The 15,188-nt window shown below is 71.7% G+C and carries 15 protein-coding genes; 7 read left to right on the top strand and 8 right to left on the bottom strand.

From position 1 onward, the window contains the following. Window positions 1–20 precede the first annotated feature (20 nt). From ACRYCC_RS24565 to ACRYCC_RS24555, 3 genes are read right to left on the bottom strand one after another with little or no spacing between them, the layout of a single operon-like run. Window positions 21–488 carry a VOC family protein gene (locus ACRYCC_RS24565; protein WP_433815728.1) on the bottom strand — a complete coding sequence of 156 codons (468 nt, stop codon included), beginning with the start codon at window positions 486–488 and terminating at the stop codon, window positions 21–23. A 42-nt stretch (window positions 489–530) separates the two neighbouring features. Beyond that, window positions 531–1,031, bottom strand: a complete 501-nt coding sequence (locus tag ACRYCC_RS24560) for a helix-turn-helix transcriptional regulator (RefSeq protein WP_433815726.1) — start codon at window positions 1,029–1,031, stop codon at window positions 531–533. A gap of 45 nt (window positions 1,032–1,076) precedes the next feature. Then, entirely contained in the window at window positions 1,077–1,946 is an 870-nt protein-coding gene (locus ACRYCC_RS24555; RefSeq protein WP_433815724.1) for an aldo/keto reductase, read from the bottom strand. 307 nt (window positions 1,947–2,253) lie between these two features. Here ACRYCC_RS24555 and ACRYCC_RS24550 point away from each other — a divergent pair, with 307 nt between their 5' ends. The 4 genes from ACRYCC_RS24550 (at window position 2,254) to ACRYCC_RS24535 (ending at window position 6,255) form a co-directional block, all read left to right on the top strand. Further along, complete coding sequence (locus tag ACRYCC_RS24550; protein WP_433816049.1) at window positions 2,254–2,493, top strand: DUF5999 family protein; 240 nt, start codon at window positions 2,254–2,256, stop codon at window positions 2,491–2,493. A 158-nt stretch (window positions 2,494–2,651) separates the two neighbouring features. Then, complete coding sequence (locus ACRYCC_RS24545; RefSeq protein ID WP_433815722.1) at window positions 2,652–3,947, top strand: cytochrome P450; 1,296 nt, start codon at window positions 2,652–2,654, stop codon at window positions 3,945–3,947. Then, window positions 3,944–5,152 (top strand): acyl-CoA dehydrogenase family protein, encoded by a 1,209-nt coding sequence (locus ACRYCC_RS24540; protein WP_433815720.1) that lies wholly within the window; start codon window positions 3,944–3,946, stop codon window positions 5,150–5,152. Before ACRYCC_RS24545 ends, ACRYCC_RS24540 begins: the two co-directional genes overlap by 4 nt. After that, on the top strand, window positions 5,149–6,255 hold the full coding sequence (locus tag ACRYCC_RS24535) for an acyl-CoA dehydrogenase family protein (RefSeq protein ID WP_433815718.1): 1,107 nt from the start codon (window positions 5,149–5,151) through the stop codon (window positions 6,253–6,255). The genes ACRYCC_RS24540 and ACRYCC_RS24535 overlap by 4 nt, the downstream gene beginning before the upstream one ends. Window positions 6,256–6,314: 59 nt before the next feature. Here ACRYCC_RS24535 and ACRYCC_RS24530 read toward each other — a convergent pair whose 3' ends face one another. The 3 genes from ACRYCC_RS24530 to valS form a co-directional block, all read right to left on the bottom strand. Continuing rightward, window positions 6,315–7,280, bottom strand: coding sequence for an alpha/beta hydrolase (locus tag ACRYCC_RS24530; RefSeq protein ID WP_433815716.1), 966 nt, complete (start codon window positions 7,278–7,280; stop codon window positions 6,315–6,317). Window positions 7,281–7,413: 133 nt separating this feature from the next. Further along, window positions 7,414–8,211, bottom strand: a complete 798-nt coding sequence (locus ACRYCC_RS24525; RefSeq protein ID WP_433815714.1) for a hypothetical protein — start codon at window positions 8,209–8,211, stop codon at window positions 7,414–7,416. 62 nt (window positions 8,212–8,273) lie between these two features. After that, entirely contained in the window at window positions 8,274–10,853 is a 2,580-nt protein-coding gene (gene valS, locus ACRYCC_RS24520; RefSeq protein ID WP_433815712.1) for a valine--tRNA ligase, read from the bottom strand. 87 nt (window positions 10,854–10,940) lie between these two features. On the opposite strand from valS, the gene ACRYCC_RS24515 reads away from it, so the two are divergent. Beyond that, entirely contained in the window at window positions 10,941–11,228 is a 288-nt protein-coding gene (locus ACRYCC_RS24515) for a DUF4235 domain-containing protein (protein ID WP_433815710.1), read from the top strand. Window positions 11,229–11,355: 127 nt separating this feature from the next. Further along, window positions 11,356–11,943, top strand: coding sequence for a maleylpyruvate isomerase family mycothiol-dependent enzyme (locus ACRYCC_RS24510; protein ID WP_433815708.1), 588 nt, complete (start codon window positions 11,356–11,358; stop codon window positions 11,941–11,943). Window positions 11,944–11,987: 44 nt separating this feature from the next. Here ACRYCC_RS24510 and ACRYCC_RS24505 read toward each other — a convergent pair whose 3' ends face one another. Beyond that, entirely contained in the window at window positions 11,988–12,773 is a 786-nt protein-coding gene (locus ACRYCC_RS24505; protein ID WP_433815707.1) for a hypothetical protein, read from the bottom strand. A gap of 9 nt (window positions 12,774–12,782) precedes the next feature. Further along, on the bottom strand, window positions 12,783–13,079 hold the full coding sequence (locus ACRYCC_RS24500) for a DUF4193 domain-containing protein (protein WP_433815705.1): 297 nt from the start codon (window positions 13,077–13,079) through the stop codon (window positions 12,783–12,785). Window positions 13,080–13,530: 451 nt separating this feature from the next. Here ACRYCC_RS24500 and ACRYCC_RS24495 point away from each other — a divergent pair, with 451 nt between their 5' ends. After that, a complete protein-coding gene (locus tag ACRYCC_RS24495) occupies window positions 13,531–15,177 on the top strand; it encodes a serine/threonine-protein kinase (protein WP_433815703.1) in 1,647 nt (548 codons plus the stop codon). Window positions 15,178–15,188 lie beyond the last annotated feature (11 nt).

The following is a 15,188-nucleotide window of genomic DNA, read 5'->3' as shown; positions in this document are numbered from 1 at the left end:
CGCCAGGCCGCCGGTGCCGCTCAGCCCGCGGCCGCGTCTCCGTCCTCGTCCTTCCACGGCAGGCTCTCGTCGAGCTGGTCGCGGCGCTGGGTGAGGCTGAACCAGTTGCCGGAGTCGTCGCGGAAGAGCGCCTCGACGCCGTACGGCCGCTCGGCGGGCTCCTGCACGAACTCCACGCCCCTGGCGCTGAGCTCCTCGTAGGTCGCCCGGCAGTCGTCCGTGCGCATCACCCCCGCGCCGAGCACGCCCTTGGCGACCAGGCCCTTGAGCTGCTCGGCCGACTCCGGGTCCAGTGCGGGCGGGCCGGGGATCATCAGGGTCAGCTCGACGTCCGGCTGGCCCTTGGCGCCGACGGTGATCCAGCGTGCCCCGGGGCCCATCTGGGCGTCCGTGCGCACCTCGAAGCCCAGCTTGTCGGTGTAGAAGGCCTTGGCCGAGTCCTGGTCGAGCACCCATACGGTGGCGATCGCCATACCTGTGATCATCATGTCCTCCTGGTGGTGGGGGCCGCCGCCCCCCGCGCGGCAACTCTAGGAAGCCAGGGGACCGGCGGGCTTCTCCGAAATTGCGGTGTTCTCCGGGGACGACCCCCCGGGCCGGACACCTTGGCCCACCGGGAAGCCTCCCGCCCAGAACAGGGCGAAGCAGGCGGGGACGGGCGGGGCGCCGCCGGCCGGCACCGCCCGGCGGTACTCCGTCGGCGTGCTGCCGGTGATCTGCTTGAAGCGGGTACAGAAGCTGCCGAGGCTGTCGAAGCCCACGGCGAGGCAGATCTCGCTGACCGTGAGATCGGCGCTGCGCAGCAGGTCCTGGGCCCGCTCGACCCGGCGCCTGGAGAGATACCGGCCTGGGGTCTCCCCGTAGGCCCGCTTGAAGAGCCGCACGAAGTGGTAGCGGGAGTAGCCGGCGCCGGCCGCGACCGCTTCGAGGTCGAGCGGCTCCGCCCACTTCCGGTCCATCACGTCCTTGGCCATCCGCAGCCGGCGCAGCCGGGCCAGCTCACCGTCGCTGTGCGGTACGAGGTCGGCCACGTCCCCCACACTGCCATGTGCGCCCGTGGGCCGCCCGCCCCTCCGTCAGGCCAGGGCGGTGAGACGGGCGACCTCCTCCGGGGAGAGGGCGATCCGGGCGGCGGCGACGTTGTCCTCGAGGTGCGCCACCCTGGAGGTGCCGGGGATCGGCAGCACCACCGGCGACAGGTGCAGCAGCCAGGCGAGCGCGAGCTGCGCCGGGGTGGCGTCGTGGTCCTTGGCCGCCACGTCCAGCACGCCGCCGGGGCGGGCCAGCTCACCGGTGGCCAGCGGGAACCACGGGATGAAGGCCAGGCCCTCCGCGGTGCAGTAGTCCAGCACGTCCTGCGACTGGCGGTTGGTGAGGTTGTAGAGGTTCTGCACGCTCACCACCTCGGCGAGCCGGCGGACCTCCTCGAGCTGGGCCACGCTGACCTCGGAGAGCCCGATGTGGCGGATCTTGCCCGCGGCCCGCAGCTCCTCCAGCTTGCCGAGCTGGTCCTCCAGCGGGACCTTCGGGTCGATGCGGTGCAGCTGGTAGAGGTCGATGCGCTCCACCCGCAGGCGGCGCAGGCTCATCTCGACCTGCTGATGCAGATATTCCGGCCGGCCGACCGGCGCCCAGAGGTTGGGGCCCTGCCGGGTGAACCCGCCCTTGGTAGCGATGACGAGATCGTCGGGATACGGGTGGAGCGCCTCGGCGATCAGCTCCTCACTGACGTGGGGACCGTAGGAGTCGGCCGTGTCGATCAGGGTGACGCCGAGCTCCACCGCGCGGCGCAGCACCCGGACGGCCTCGTCCCGGTCCGCGGGCTCGCCCCAGACGCCGGGCCCGGTGATCCGCATCGCCCCGAACCCCAGCCGGTTCACCGGCAGGTCCCCGCCGATGGAAAATGCTCCGCTTCCCGCGGCCGGACGGGTGGTCAGTTCGCTCATCGACAGTGTTCCCTCCGTGAAACGACGCCTGGGCATGCCTCCCGGGCTTCTCCTGGCTAAGACGAACCGAAAGATCACAGTGGATGTTCCCAGAGGTGCTCGTGTGACACGCGCGCCCGATTCAGCCAGCGATTAGGCTTTTCTGGTGGCGAAGGCCGGATCCAATTGCAAAGAATTTCACGTTTCCTTGCGGTTTTCGGATGACCGGGTACAAGCTTGTTGTTGACCCTTTATTCACCTACGTCTTCGATGGAGGTCAACCGTGCCTATCCACCACGAGGGAGCCGGGATGAGCCCCTCGACGACCATGCCTCAGCCAAGGGCGGGCTCGCCGCTCGGCACGTGCCCGCACCAGCCCTGCTGTCCCCCCTCCGACGCACAGGACCGGGAGGCGGCCCGCACCGTGGCCTGCCACCCGGAACAGGGCTGGAGCCTGCTCTGCAACGGGGTCGTCACCTTCGACGACACCGGCGAGTTGCTGCCCGACGGAGCCATCGTCGCCCCGCACCGCCCCACCGACCCGATGACCTCCGCCGGCACTCGCTGAGCCACCGGCCGGACCCCCGCCCGGCCGCCGGCGACCGTTCCGGTCCCCGGTCACCCCTTGACGGCACCCCGCACACCCGGGTTCGATGAAACCGAACCACGTTCTAATGGGAGCCTCTCAAAGGCGGTGGGCCGGTGGCGGCTGTCGAAACACCAGCGGTGACCGAGATCAAACTGTCCGATCTGGACTTCTGGGCCCGGCCACCGCGAGAACGTGAGGCGGCGTTCGCCGTCCTGCGGGACCAGCCGCGTCCCGCCTTCTTCCGCGAGCTGAAGGTCCCCTTCATCAAGACCGGAGCCGGTTTCTACGCGCTGGTCCGGCATGCGGACGTCGTCGAGGCGAGCCGCAACGCGGAGGTCTTCAGCAGCGAACCGTGCTCCAACAGCGTCGCCGACCTGCCGGGCTACATGGCCCGCTACTTCGGCTCGATGATCAACATGGACGACCCGCGGCATGCCAAGATCCGCCGGATCGTCTCCCGCGCCTTCACCCCGCGGGTGCTCGCCAAGACCGAGGAGGACCTGCAGTCCTCGGCCACCCGGATCGTGGACGAACTGATCGCCGACGGTCCCGGTGACTTCGTCACCCAGGTCGCCGCCCGCCTGCCGGTCCAGGTCATCTGCGACATGATGGGCATTCCCCAGCGGCTGCGCGAAAGGGTGCTGCGGCACACCAACACCATCCTGGGCCTCGGCGACCCCGAGTACACCGGTGGCCGCCAGGTCAGCACCACCGGCATCACCCGGCTGGGCACGCTCAACGCGCTGCTGCGGGTGATGGCGGCCGGTTACGAGCTGAACCACCTGGCGATGCGGCTGGCCCGGCAGCGGCGCGCCAACCCGGGCGAGGACCTGGTCTCGGTGCTGGTCAACGCCAACGTCGACGGCGAGCACCTCACCGACCAGGAGCTGGGCTCGTTCTTCATCCTCCTCGTCGTCGCGGGCAACGAGACCACCCGAAACGCGATGTCGCACGGGCTGCGGCTGTTCACCAAGCACCCGCGGCAGCGGGAACTGCTGCTGGAGGACTTCGACGGCCGGATCGGCCCGGCGATCGAGGAGATCGTCCGGATGTCCACGCCGGTCATCCAGTTCCGCCGGACCCTGACGCGGGACCACGAGATGAACGGCCAGCAGTACCGGGCCGGCGACAAGGTCCTGCTGTTCTACAACTCCGCCAACCGCGACGCGTCGGTGTTCGAGAACCCGGACGTCTTCGACATCACCCGCAGCCCCAACCCCCATGTCGGGTTCGGCGGGCCGGGCCCGCACTTCTGCCTGGGCGCCAACCTGGCCCGCCGCGAGATCACCGTGATGTTCCGCGAGCTGTTCACCCGGCTGCCCGACATCCATGCCTCCGGGCCACCGGAGCGGCTCTACTCCAACTTCATCAACGGCATCAAGCATCTGCCCTGTGACTTCACTCCGCCGCCGGCGGGCAAGGAGACCTTGTGACCGACCCTGTGACCGACATCGACGAGTACGGGCGCCGGGCAGCGGCCTGGCTGGCGGCCAACGCCGCCGACCTGCCACCCGAGCCGGAGCTGGACCGCTCGCGCGCGTTCATGGCGGCGCTGTACGACGCGGGCTACTCCGGCATCACCTGGCCGGCGGAGTACGGCGGCCAGGGGCTCTCGGCGGCCGAGGAGCGCGCCTTCCAGCAGGCGGCCAGGGACCACATCCTGCCGATCAACGTCTTCGGCATCGGGCTCGGCATGTGCGGTCCCACCCTGGTGTCCATCGGGTCGGAGGAGCAGAAGCGGCGGTACGTCCGGCCGCTGCTGCGCGGCGAGGAGATCTGGTGCCAGATGTTCTCCGAGCCGGGCGCCGGCTCCGATGTCGCGTCCCTGCAGACGCGGGCGGTCTTCGACGGTGACGCCTGGCTGATCAACGGCCAGAAGGTGTGGACCTCGGTCGCCCGGCAGGCCGACTACGGCCTGCTGATCGCCCGGACCAACCCGGACGTGCCCAAGCACCGGGGTATCACGATGTTCATCGTCGACATGCACGACCCGGGCGTCACCGTACGCCCGCTCCGGGACATGACCGGCCAGTCGCACTTCAACGAGATCTTCTTCGACGACGTCCGGGTGGCCGCGGACCAGGTGGTCGGCGAGGTCGACGGCGGCTGGCAGTCCGCGGTCACCACGCTGCTGCACGAGCGGGTGTCGATCGGCATGGGGTCGACCCGCACCGACCGTCCGGCGTCGTACGAGAACGTCGCCGCCGCGGCCGCCCGCGATGGCCTGACCGCGGATCCGCGGGTGACCGACCGGCTGATCGACCTCTATCTCCGCGAACGGGCGTTCGAGCTGCTCAACGCCCGGCTGTCCCAGGAGGTCAAGGCGGGGATCTTCCCCGGGGCGCGCGGCTCGGTCGTCAAGCTGCTGCTGGCCGACCTGACCCTGTACGGAGCCGACGTGGCGAGTGAGATCCTCGGCGCCGAGACGGTGGCGTACGGCTCCGGGGACGAGGGCGGCAAGATCGCACGTGCGCTGGCCTGGGCCCCGGGCATGGCCCTCGGCGGCGGCACCAACGAGATCATGCGCAACATCATCGGCGACCGGGTGCTCGGACTGCCCCGCGAGCCCCAGGTGGACCGGGAGCTGCCGTTCCGCGATCTGAAGGTCGGCACACAGGCCCAGGAGGCGGACCGATGAGACTCATCCTGACCGACGAGCAGAAGGAACTGGCCGGCTCGGTGCGCGGGTTCCTGGCCGGCACCTCGCCGATGGCCCGGGTCCGGGAGATCGCCGAGAGCGACACCCCGTACGACCGGGTCGTCTGGGAACGGATGGCGGGCGAGCTGGGGCTGACCGGGCTCGCGATCCCGGAGGCCCACGGCGGCTCCGGATTCGGGCAGGCGGAGCTGGCGGTGGTGATGGAGGAGCTGGGGGCCGCGCTGACGCCCTCGCCGTTCTTCGCCTCCGCCGTGCTGGCGGCCGGCGCCCTGCTGCGGCTCGGCGACGAGCACGCCGCCAAGGACCTGCTGCCCGGCATCGCCTCCGGCCAGTCGATCGCGACGCTCGCGCTGCCCGGCGAGGCGGCGGTGCGGGCGACGGCGGCCGGCGACGGGCACACCCTGGACGGGACGGTGGCCAGGGTGCTGCACGCCATGGACGCCGACCTGATCCTGGTCCCGGCGGCCGTCGGCGGGGCCGCCCCCGGCGCACTGGGCGTCTTCCAGGTCGCCCCGGACGCGCCGGGGCTGACCCGCACCGCGCTGGCCACCCTGGACCTCACCACGCCGCAGGCCCGGCTGGAGCTGGCCGGCACCCCGGCGCGGCTGATCGGGCCGGCCGACGCCGGCGAGGCACTGGCCCGGACCCTCGACCTGGCCTCGGTGGCGCTCGCCGCCGAGCAGCTGGGCGGGCTGCGGCGGTGCCTGGACACGATCGTGGAGTACGCCAAGCTCCGGGTGCAGTTCGGCCGGTACATCGGCTCGTTCCAGGGCGTCAAGCACCGGCTGGCCGACATGCACTGCACGCTGGAGCAGGCCGAGTCGATCGTCCGGTACGCGGCGTGGACGGCCGACGAGGCACCGCGGGAGCTGCCGGTGGCCGCCGCGCTGGCCCAGTCCTACCTGGGACCGGCGTACTTCCAGGTCGCCAAGGACCATCTGCTGCTGCACGGCGGCATCGGTTTCACCTGGGAGCACGACGCGCACCTCTACTACAAGCGGGCCAAGAGCGCCGAGCTGCTCCTCGGCCCGCCACGCCTGCACCGGGGCTTGCTCGCCGACCGGCTCGGCCTCACCGGCTGACCCCCACCCACCCTCACCGGCCGGCCTCCCCCACCCCGGGGCTGACGTGGGAGGCCGGGCTAGCGCAGGAGCAGGGGCAGTGCGGTCCGGAGCTCGCGCTGCCAGTAGGGCCAGGTGTGCCTGCCCGGGTAGAAGTGCACGGTGGCGGGGATGCCGCGATCCGCCAGCCGGGCGGTGAAGGACCTGCCCAGCAGGTAGGTGGCCGCCTCGACCGGGTCGGGAAGGTACGACGAGTCCAGGGGCCCGCGCGTCCCGGATCCGGACGAGACGTACAGGCGCACGCGGCGCAGCCGCCGGGTCAGATCGGCCGGATTGTGCGCCCGCCAGATCTTCCGCTGGGTGTCCGGGCTGCCCCAGATCCGTCCCCAGTCGAGCTCACCGCAGCCCGCGATGACGTTGACGCCCACCACCACCGGAGGGATCGGGCCGTACCTGATGTCAGCGGTGCCGCTGAAGGAGGCGGCGGCGCGGAACATGCCCGGATGCCGGGCGGCGTAGGACAGCGCGCCGAACCCGCCCATCGACTGACCGGCGATCGCCCGCCTGGTCCCGGCGCGATAGCCGCGCTCGAGCAGCTGCCGCACCTCGGTGAGGTGGAAGGTCTCCCATCGGGGCGGGCCGCCCCTGCCGTGGTTCCACCAGTTGGAGTACCACCCGCACCTGCCTCCGTCCGGCATCACCACGATGGCCCCGGAGCGCGCGGTGATCCGTGCGGCGTCGCCCCGGTTCGTCCAGGACGTGTGATCGTCGAAGCCGCCGTGCAACAGCCACAGCACCGGCCAGGACCGTCGCGCCGACCTGGACCACCCGGCCGGGAACAGCACCCGCACGAAACCGGTACGGCCCAGCGCGGGCGAGGCGATCGACAGATCCGCCTCCCGGGCGGTGAGCCACCTCTCCCCCACGACCCGGGCCCCGTCGTCCGCCGCCCTCGCCCGCGGCACGGCCGCCACCGCACTCTGGGTGACCGCGAGGAAACCCATTGTGATCACCAACGTCAGTACGAAGTCCAGGAGTCTGCGCATCGCCGCCACCTGATCGTCCCGAGGTCCCGCATACCGCCGGGCGTTCCCTGACGGCCTTCCGCAGTCCGATGACCATCAAACGCGATCTGTAGCAATATGCATACAGATCACTACTCAGAGTGACGAAACGCGATTACCGGGAAGACGGCCGGAATCCGGTCACGGCGAAGCGTTCGACGTCGGCAAGATGACCTCCGGTCGAGGCGACGACGATGAGCACCGGATCGGTGGCCCCCTGGAAGGGCACCCGCGCGGACCAGGGGCTGCGGGTGCCGCCCGCCGCGACGCAGCAGAACCGGCCCAGCGGGTCCTTGGCGGAACGCTGCCGGATCGCCACCCGGATGCTCTCGTCCACCCCGGTGATCCGGCCGCCCACCGTCACCGGGGAGGAGGCCGTGGCGCCGTAGGCCGGCCTGGTCACCGACAGGTCGGTGTCGTCGGTGCCGACGACCTCCCACGGCGCGTTCTCCGGAGGGCCGATCCTGATCAGGTGCACCACCGCGGCGGTGCCGCCCTCACCGGACTCGGGGCTCCGGTAGCCGACCGAGATGTGAGCGTCCTCCCCCTGCACCCGGCGGCCGGTCACGCGGTCGATCCCGCCGAAGCCGAGGAAACGCACGAAGGCCAGCGCGGTCTGGCCGGGATCCAGGTGCCAGGGCGCGTGCCCGCCGGAGGCATAGCCCTCCTGCCAGGACAGCGCCTCGGCCTCGTCGGCGAACGGCCACAGGGGAAGGTGGTCCCCGAGCGCGCCGCGCACCTTCACCACGCCCGCGGCGCCCGCCGTGGCGGCCGGAGAGCCTCCGCTCCGGGAGCTCTCCGGCGAGACCGTCGCCGGCGACGGTGCCTGCCGGGGGCCCGCGCAGGCCATCGTCACCGACAGGAGCGCACCGGCCAGGACGATGCCACTGAGAACTTCCCGTGTTCTGCCCACACCCACAGTGTTACCCCGAAACGCGCACGGTAGCGGGGCGGACGTGCCCGCCGGCCCGCCGGTCAGGACGGCGACGGGGCCAGCGCGACCTCCACGGTCAGCTCACCGTCGGTCTCCCGCAGCACGAGGTCGGCGATGCTCCCCGCGGCCCGCAGATCGGACTCGGCCCGGCCCAGGTGGGCGACGCTCCCGCCGCTGATCACCGTCTGGGCGACCGGGGCCCGCATCGACACCTTGGCCTCGGACTTGGCCTTGCGGATCTGCCGCAGCGCCTCCGCGGTGGCGGTCAGCACCGCGGGCTCGCCGCCCCCGGGCAGCTCGGCCGCCGACGGCCACGAGGCGACGTGCACGGAGCCCTCCTGGTGCCAGGACCAGGCCTCCTCGGTGACGTAGGGCAGGAACGGCGCGAACAGCCGCAGCAGCACCGACAGGGCGCCGCGCAGCGCGGCCCGGGAGCTCGCGGTGCCCTCCGCGCCGGAGCCCTCGCCCGCCTCGGAGCCCTCGCCCGCCCCGGAGCCCTCGCCGTAGGCACGGGCCTTGACCAGCTCCAGGTAGTCGTCGCAGAACTGCCAGAAGAACCGCTCGGTGCGCTCGAGGGCCCTGGCGTAGTCGTAGCCGTCGAAGGCCTCGGTCGCCTCCCGCACGACCTCGGCCAGGTCGGCGAGCATCGCGAGGTCGACGGGCCGGGTGACCTCCGCGTCCGCGGCGACCTCACCGAACCCCAGCACGAACTTGGCGGCGTTGAGGATCTTGATGGCCAGCCGCCGGCCGACCTTGATCTGGCCGATGTCGAAGGCGGTGTCGGTGCCCGGCCGCCCGCCGGCCGCCCAGTAGCGGACCGCGTCCGAGCCGTACTCGCGCAGCATCGCGATCGGGGTCACGACGTTGCCCTTGGACTTGGACATCTTCTTGCGGTCCGGGTCGAGGATCCAGCCGGACAGCGCCGCGTCGGTCCACGGCAGCGAACCGTGCTCGAGGTGGGCCCGCACGACCGTGGAGAACAGCCAGGTACGGATGATCTCGTGTGCCTGCGGCCGCACGTCGTACGGGAAGACCCGCTCGAACAGGTCGGGGTCGCGCTCCCAGCCGCCGGCGATCTGCGGGGTGAGCGAGGAGGTCGCCCAGGTGTCCATGACGTCGGGGTCGCCGGTGAAGCCGTCCGGCTTGCCGCGCTGGTCCTCGGTGTAGCCCGGCGGCACGTCGGAGGACGGGTCGATGGGCAGCATCGACTCGGGCGGCGCGATCGGCCGGGAGTGGTCGGGCTCGCCCGCGTCGTCGAGCGGGTACCAGACCGGGATGGGCACCCCGAAGAAGCGCTGCCGGGAGACGAGCCAGTCGCCCGCCAGCCCGCCGACCCAGTTCTCGTAGCGGGCGCGCATGTAGGGCGGGTGCCAGCGCAGCTCCCGGCCCCGGGCCAGGAAGGTCTCCCGCAGCGCCGTGTCCCGGCCGCCGTTGCGGAGGTACCACTGCCGGGTGGTGACGATCTCGAGGGGCTTGCTGCCCTTCTCGTAGAACTTGACCGGCCGGACCACCGTGCGCGGCTCGCCGTCGAGGTCGCCGGACTCGCGCAGCATCTCCACGACGCGCTCCTTGGCGGCGTGCACGGTCCGGCCCCCGAGCTCGGCGTAGCGCCCCGGGTCGACGCCCTGCGGCGCCTCCGTGGTGAGCCGCCCGTCCTTGCCGAGGACGGCGCGGATGGGCAGGTCGAGCTCCCGCCACCAGGTGACGTCGTTGACGTCGCCGAACGTGCAGACCATCACGATGCCCGACCCCTTGTCCGGGTCGGCCAGCGGGTGCGGGTGCACCGGGACCTCGACCCCGAACAGCGGCGTGCGCACCGTACGCCCGAACAGCTCCCGGTAGCGCTCGTCGTCGGGATGGGCGACCAGCGCCACGCAGGCGGGCAGCAGCTCCGGCCGGGTGGTCTCGACGTAGACCGGCCGGTCCGCGCCGTGGAAGCGGATGCGGTGGAACGCGCCCGGCTGGTCACGGTCCTCCAGCTCCGCCTGGGCGACCGCGGTGCGGAACGTCACGTCCCACAGGGTCGGCGCCTCGGAGACATAGGCCTCACCGCGTGCCAGGTTGCGCAGGAAGGCCCGCTGGGACGCCGCCCGGGCCTCGGTGCCGATCGTGGTGTAGAGGTGGTTCCAGTCGACCGAGAGCCCGATCCGGCGCCACATCTCCTCGAACGCCCGCTCGTCGACCTCGGTGAGCCGCTCGCAGAGCTCGATGAAGTTGCGCCGGCCGACCGGCAGCTGCCGCCTGGCGTCCGGCTCGGCCGGCGGCTCGTACGACGGGTCGTACGGGAGCGAGGGATCGCAGCGGACGCCGAAGTGGTTCTGCACCCGGCGCTCGGTGGGCAGCCCGTTGTCGTCCCAGCCCATCGGGTAGAACACCGCCCGGCCGCGCATGCGCTGGTAGCGCGCCACCGTGTCGGTGTGCGTGTACGAGAAGACGTGACCGACGTGCAGGGCCCCGGACACCGTGGGCGGCGGGGTGTCGATGGAGTAGACCTCGGCCCGCGGCCTCGTCCGGTCGAACCGGTAGACGCCCTGCTCGTCCCAGACGCGTACCCACTTGTCCTCCAGGCCCGCGAGGGTGACCTTTTCGGGGACGGCTGGGATGCGCGGCTGCTCGGTCATGGTGGCAATGGTATTGATAGGGGCGGGGCCCGCATGCCTCAACACCATGCGATCGGGCCGCTTTCCTTGACACGGGAGGACATCACGATGGCGGACAAAGGCGACCTCGGCTGGCGGGTCATGGCCGGTGTCGCGGCCTTCGCGGGCGGCTGGGTCGCCAAGAAGGCGATCACGCTCGCTTGGAAGAAGACGACCGGCAAGGAGCCGCCGATCAACCCGGAGTCGCCCGAGGTCGCGCTGGCCGAGGCGCTGGGCTGGGCGGTCGTCGTCGGCGTGGGCAGCGAGGTGGCCAAGCTGCTGGCCACCCGCGCGGCGGCCAAGCGCTGGGAGAAGGGCACCGGCGCGCTTCCGTCGGTCATGCGGGGCGAGATCTGACCGGCCCCCTTCGCGATCACCCGATCCGCACGGCGGATGGGTGATCACGAAGGGGCCCGTGGCGGGGTTCCGGTGCGGCCCCTAGGGTGGGTCCCCGGACCCGGCCGCTTGTGAAGGGATCGACCAGATGCGCCTCCCGCTCGAGGACGAACTGCGCGCCGAGCGGTACCGGCTGGTGGAGACCCTGGAAGGGCTGTCCGACGCCGACTTCGACGCGGGCACCACGCTCTGTGCCCGCTGGACGCCCCGGGACGTACTCGGCCACCTGATCTGCAGCGACTACGTCCTCGGCTCGTACCTCCCGTACGGCGGCCGGATCAACGACGCGAACGACGCCCAGGCCGAGCGGGTCCGGGGGATGTCCCGTCCGCGCCTGATGGAGTGGGCCCGGCACTGGGCGTACAGCCCCAGCCCGGCCGGCCGGCTGCTCGCCGCTCCCCTGCTGCTGGGGGACCTCGGCATCCACCACCAGGACATCGTGCGCGGGCTCGGTCTCACCCGCGAGGTCCCGCGGACGGTGGCCGGCGCGATCCTGCGGGAGGGCTTGCAGCTGAGCCTGTGGCTCAACCGGCGCGTGCTGCGGCACCGGATCGTGCCGACCGACGGGGGGCGGTCCTACGGCCGGGGCCCCGAGGTGCTCGGCACCCGCGAAGCCCTCGGCCTGTGGCTGGCCGGCCGCGACTCCGTGGCCCGGGAGCTCACCTTCGTCGCCTGACGCCGTTCGCCGGTCTTTACCCGTTCATGGCCGGTGCCCGGCGGTCACTCGGGGAGAGCCGGGCGCTCCGCGACCGGGCCGACGTGGCGGCGCAGGTCCTTGCGGATGGTGTCGGCGAGCCGCTTGGTCGCCGCGCGGTTGAGCGCTCCCCCGGCGAGCGCGCCGGTCAGGAACGGGCCCATGGTGGTCAGTGAGCGGCCGAGGGTCCGCAGCATGCGCTTGCGCAGCGCCTGTTTGGCGGCGATGCCGAGCGCACTGGTCATGGAGTTGGCGTCCAGCGGGTTGATCCCGCGCTGCCTGGCCCAGGCGGAGACGAACGAGGCCGCCCGGGCGGCCCCGCTGCCCTGCACCTGCACCCCGTAGACCTCGTGCAGCTCGGCGATCAGCTTGACCTCGATCGCCGCCAGGACGAGGGATTCGGCGACGAGCTGGGCGGGCGCGGAGAGCAGCAAGGGGGGTGCCACGAACTCCACCGCCGCGAGCGCGCCACCGGCGGCTCCCACCGCGGTCGTCGCGTGCACGGCGTTCCGGACCAGGTCGTCGGCGAGCCGCTCGCCCTGCACGCCTCCGTGGTGGCGGCGCAGCGTGTCCAGATCCCTGATCGGGATACGCGGCGCCACCTCCGCGAAGACGTCGCTCATCCACCGGCCGCCGGCGAGCCCCGTGGCGCCTGCCTTGCGCCCGCTCGCGCTCAGCAGGCGCGCGAGCCGCGCCAGCAGGCGGCCACGGGTGTCGCGATCCAGGTCCTCATCGGCCGACAACCGCCCGATGAGGTCCCCGATCTCCTCATTGACCGCGGGGCTCTGGCCCTCCGTGCTCTCCTCAGCCACGAGCGCCCCTCAAGCGGCACACTCGCGGCATACGGGCTGGCCGTTCCGCTCCTCGGCCAGCTGGCTGCGGTGATGCACCAGGAAGCACCGCGTGCAGGTGAACTCGTCGGCCTGCCGTGGCACGACCTTGAAGGTGAGCTCCTCGTTCGACAGATCGGCACCCGGCAGCTCGGCGACCTCGCCCGCGTCCAGATCTTCGTCGATGATGCTCGCGGCCTTGTCCGCCCGGCGGGCCTGCAGCTCCTGCAGGCTGTCCTCACTGAGGTCGTCGTCGGTCTTTCTTGGGCTGTCGTAGTCCGTTGCCATCTTCTATCTCCATCCCCCTCGGTCGTTTATGCACCCCGTCGCGCGGATCTAACGCTCGGGAGGCCCGTCTTGTGCCCGATCCGGGCGGGAAATTCTGTCACGGGAAGTGACCCCTAACACGCAAGGCGCGACACGTCTCACCGGTGACGTCGATCGGCCGGTCCAGCCGCCCCAATATGTGTCGCAAGTCACGTACCCAGAGATGTAACGCAGGTTGTCGTTTCGGATGCCCGCCCCGCGCGGCACGCTCGGCGTACAGGGGTGGCGGCGTGGGATCTTACCTGCCCGCTGGGCCCGGCGGGTGAACCACCGGTCCAACACGAGAGATTGCACAGGGTTCGAACCAGACGGAGCAGTGAAACGTCAGACCTATCGCGATATCGTGCCCGCCGAAGCGGCGTTATCGTGCCTGCCAGACGGGTGGGCAACAAGAGGGTCGTTGGAGGGTCACATGCCGGATGCCGCTCCCCTGGAGCCGGGCGATCCGGCGTCGCTGGGCCAGTATGAGGTGGTCGGACGGCTTGGTGCAGGTGGCCAGGGCGCGGTCTATCTCGGCCGGACGCCGGGCAACGAGTACGTCGCCATCAAGCTCCTGCACGCCCAGATGGCGCGGGATCCCGCCGCCCGGGCGCGTTTCATCCGGGAGGTGGCGGCGGCGCAGAAGGTCGCCCCCTTCTGCACGTCCCGGGTCTACGAGGCCGACGTCCAGGGTGACCAGCCCTACATCGTCAGCGAGTTCATCGACGGGCCGTCCCTGCACGACGTCGTCGCCGTGAACGGCCCGCGCAGCCCGGTCGAGCTCGAACGGCTCGCGATCGGCACGGTGACCGCGCTCGCGGCCATCCACGAGGCCGGCATCGTGCACCGCGATTTCAAGCCCAACAACGTGCTGCTCGCCGCCGACGGGCCCCGGGTGGTCGACTTCGGTATCGCCCGCACGATCAACTCCCAGGAGAGCGCCGTCACGGCCACCGGCATGGTGGTCGGCACCCCGGGCTATCTCGCCCCCGAGCAGCTCACCGGGGCTCCGCTGCAGCCGGCGGTGGACATCTTCGCCTGGGGCGCGACCATGGTGTTCGCCGCCACCGGCCAGTCGCCCTTCGAGGCCGACACCCTCCCCGTCATCATCAACCGCATCCTCAACGACGACCCGGACCTGTCCGCGCTGCAGGGGCCGCTGCGGGACGTCGTCGGCCGCTGCCTGTCCAAGGACCCCGCGCTGCGGCCCCCCGCCCACCAGCTCCTGCTGCAGCTGCTGGGCAACGCCGGGGTGGCACCCGGCCCCGCCCCGGCCCGGGAGGAACTGCTCGACCAGGGCACCCGGATCGCCAGCCAGCTGCCCGCTCCGCCACCGGTGGCGCACCGGGCCCCGCCGCCCCCCGCCGCGCGGCGCACCCCGCCGCCCGCGCCGCGCATGACCCCCCCGCCGATGGCGATGCCCGGCCCGGGGACGCCCCCTCCCATGGCGATGTCCGGGCCGCGGACGCCTCCGCCGATGCACGGCCAGGCCACCCCGCCGCCGATGCACATGGGGCCGCCCGGCCCCCCGATGACCCCGCCGCCGTTCCGGCAGGGCTACCAGCCGCCCCCGAAGTCGTCGAAGGGCCCGCTCATCGCGGCGATCGGCTGTGGCGGCCTCGCGGTGCTGGTGATCATCATCTTCGTCGTGGCGGTGATCGTCGGGAAGAGCAACCCGCGGCCCCGCTACACCTACACGCCGTTCACCTACAGCCCGCCCACCTACAACAACCTCAACCCCAACGGGGTCTCCTCCGAACTCGGCGGCACCTGGACCGGGACGATCACGAGCTCCAGCGACAGCAGCAAGACCTGGAACGTCAAGATCGTGCTGTTCTCCGGGCTCAGCACCGGGTCGGTCACCTACACCGGCATCTCGAAGACGTGCACCGGCCTGCTCACCCTCCAGACGAGCACGTCCTACCGGACCACGCTGAAGGAGACCATCTCGGTGGGGCGGTCGGACTGCTCGGACGGCTACGTCCAGCTCTATCCCGCCAGCACCTCCACCCGCTACGAGTGGCGCGGATACCTGACGGACACCTCCCCGAGCTGGACCGGCACCCTGACCAAGCAGTAGGACGGCCCGTC

Origin of the sequence: Actinomadura scrupuli, assembly GCF_050971785.1 — a bacterium.
Taxonomy (GTDB): domain Bacteria; phylum Actinomycetota; class Actinomycetes; order Streptosporangiales; family Streptosporangiaceae; genus Actinomadura_E; species Actinomadura_E scrupuli.
Note: the sequence above shows the minus strand (reverse complement) of the source record. Positions and strands in the feature narration are given on the sequence as shown.

Excerpts from the sequence above, each read along its gene's own strand:
- ACRYCC_RS24555 (WP_433815724.1), bottom strand. The coding sequence starts at position 1,946 with ATGAGCGAACTGACCACCCGTCCGGCCGCGGGAAGCGGAGCATTTTCC.
- ACRYCC_RS24500 (WP_433815705.1), bottom strand. The coding sequence starts at position 13,079 with ATGGCAACGGACTACGACAGCCCAAGAAAGACCGACGACGACCTCAGT.
- ACRYCC_RS24495 (WP_433815703.1), top strand. The coding sequence starts at position 13,531 with ATGCCGGATGCCGCTCCCCTGGAGCCGGGCGATCCGGCGTCGCTGGGC.
- ACRYCC_RS24535 (WP_433815718.1), top strand. The coding sequence starts at position 5,149 with ATGAGACTCATCCTGACCGACGAGCAGAAGGAACTGGCCGGCTCGGTG.
- valS (WP_433815712.1), bottom strand. The coding sequence starts at position 10,853 with ATGACCGAGCAGCCGCGCATCCCAGCCGTCCCCGAAAAGGTCACCCTC.
- ACRYCC_RS24550 (WP_433816049.1), top strand. The coding sequence starts at position 2,254 with ATGCCTCAGCCAAGGGCGGGCTCGCCGCTCGGCACGTGCCCGCACCAG.
- ACRYCC_RS24565 (WP_433815728.1), bottom strand. The coding sequence starts at position 488 with ATGATGATCACAGGTATGGCGATCGCCACCGTATGGGTGCTCGACCAG.
- ACRYCC_RS24510 (WP_433815708.1), top strand. The coding sequence starts at position 11,356 with ATGCGCCTCCCGCTCGAGGACGAACTGCGCGCCGAGCGGTACCGGCTG.
- ACRYCC_RS24530 (WP_433815716.1), bottom strand. The coding sequence starts at position 7,280 with ATGCGCAGACTCCTGGACTTCGTACTGACGTTGGTGATCACAATGGGT.
- ACRYCC_RS24515 (WP_433815710.1), top strand. The coding sequence starts at position 10,941 with ATGGCGGACAAAGGCGACCTCGGCTGGCGGGTCATGGCCGGTGTCGCG.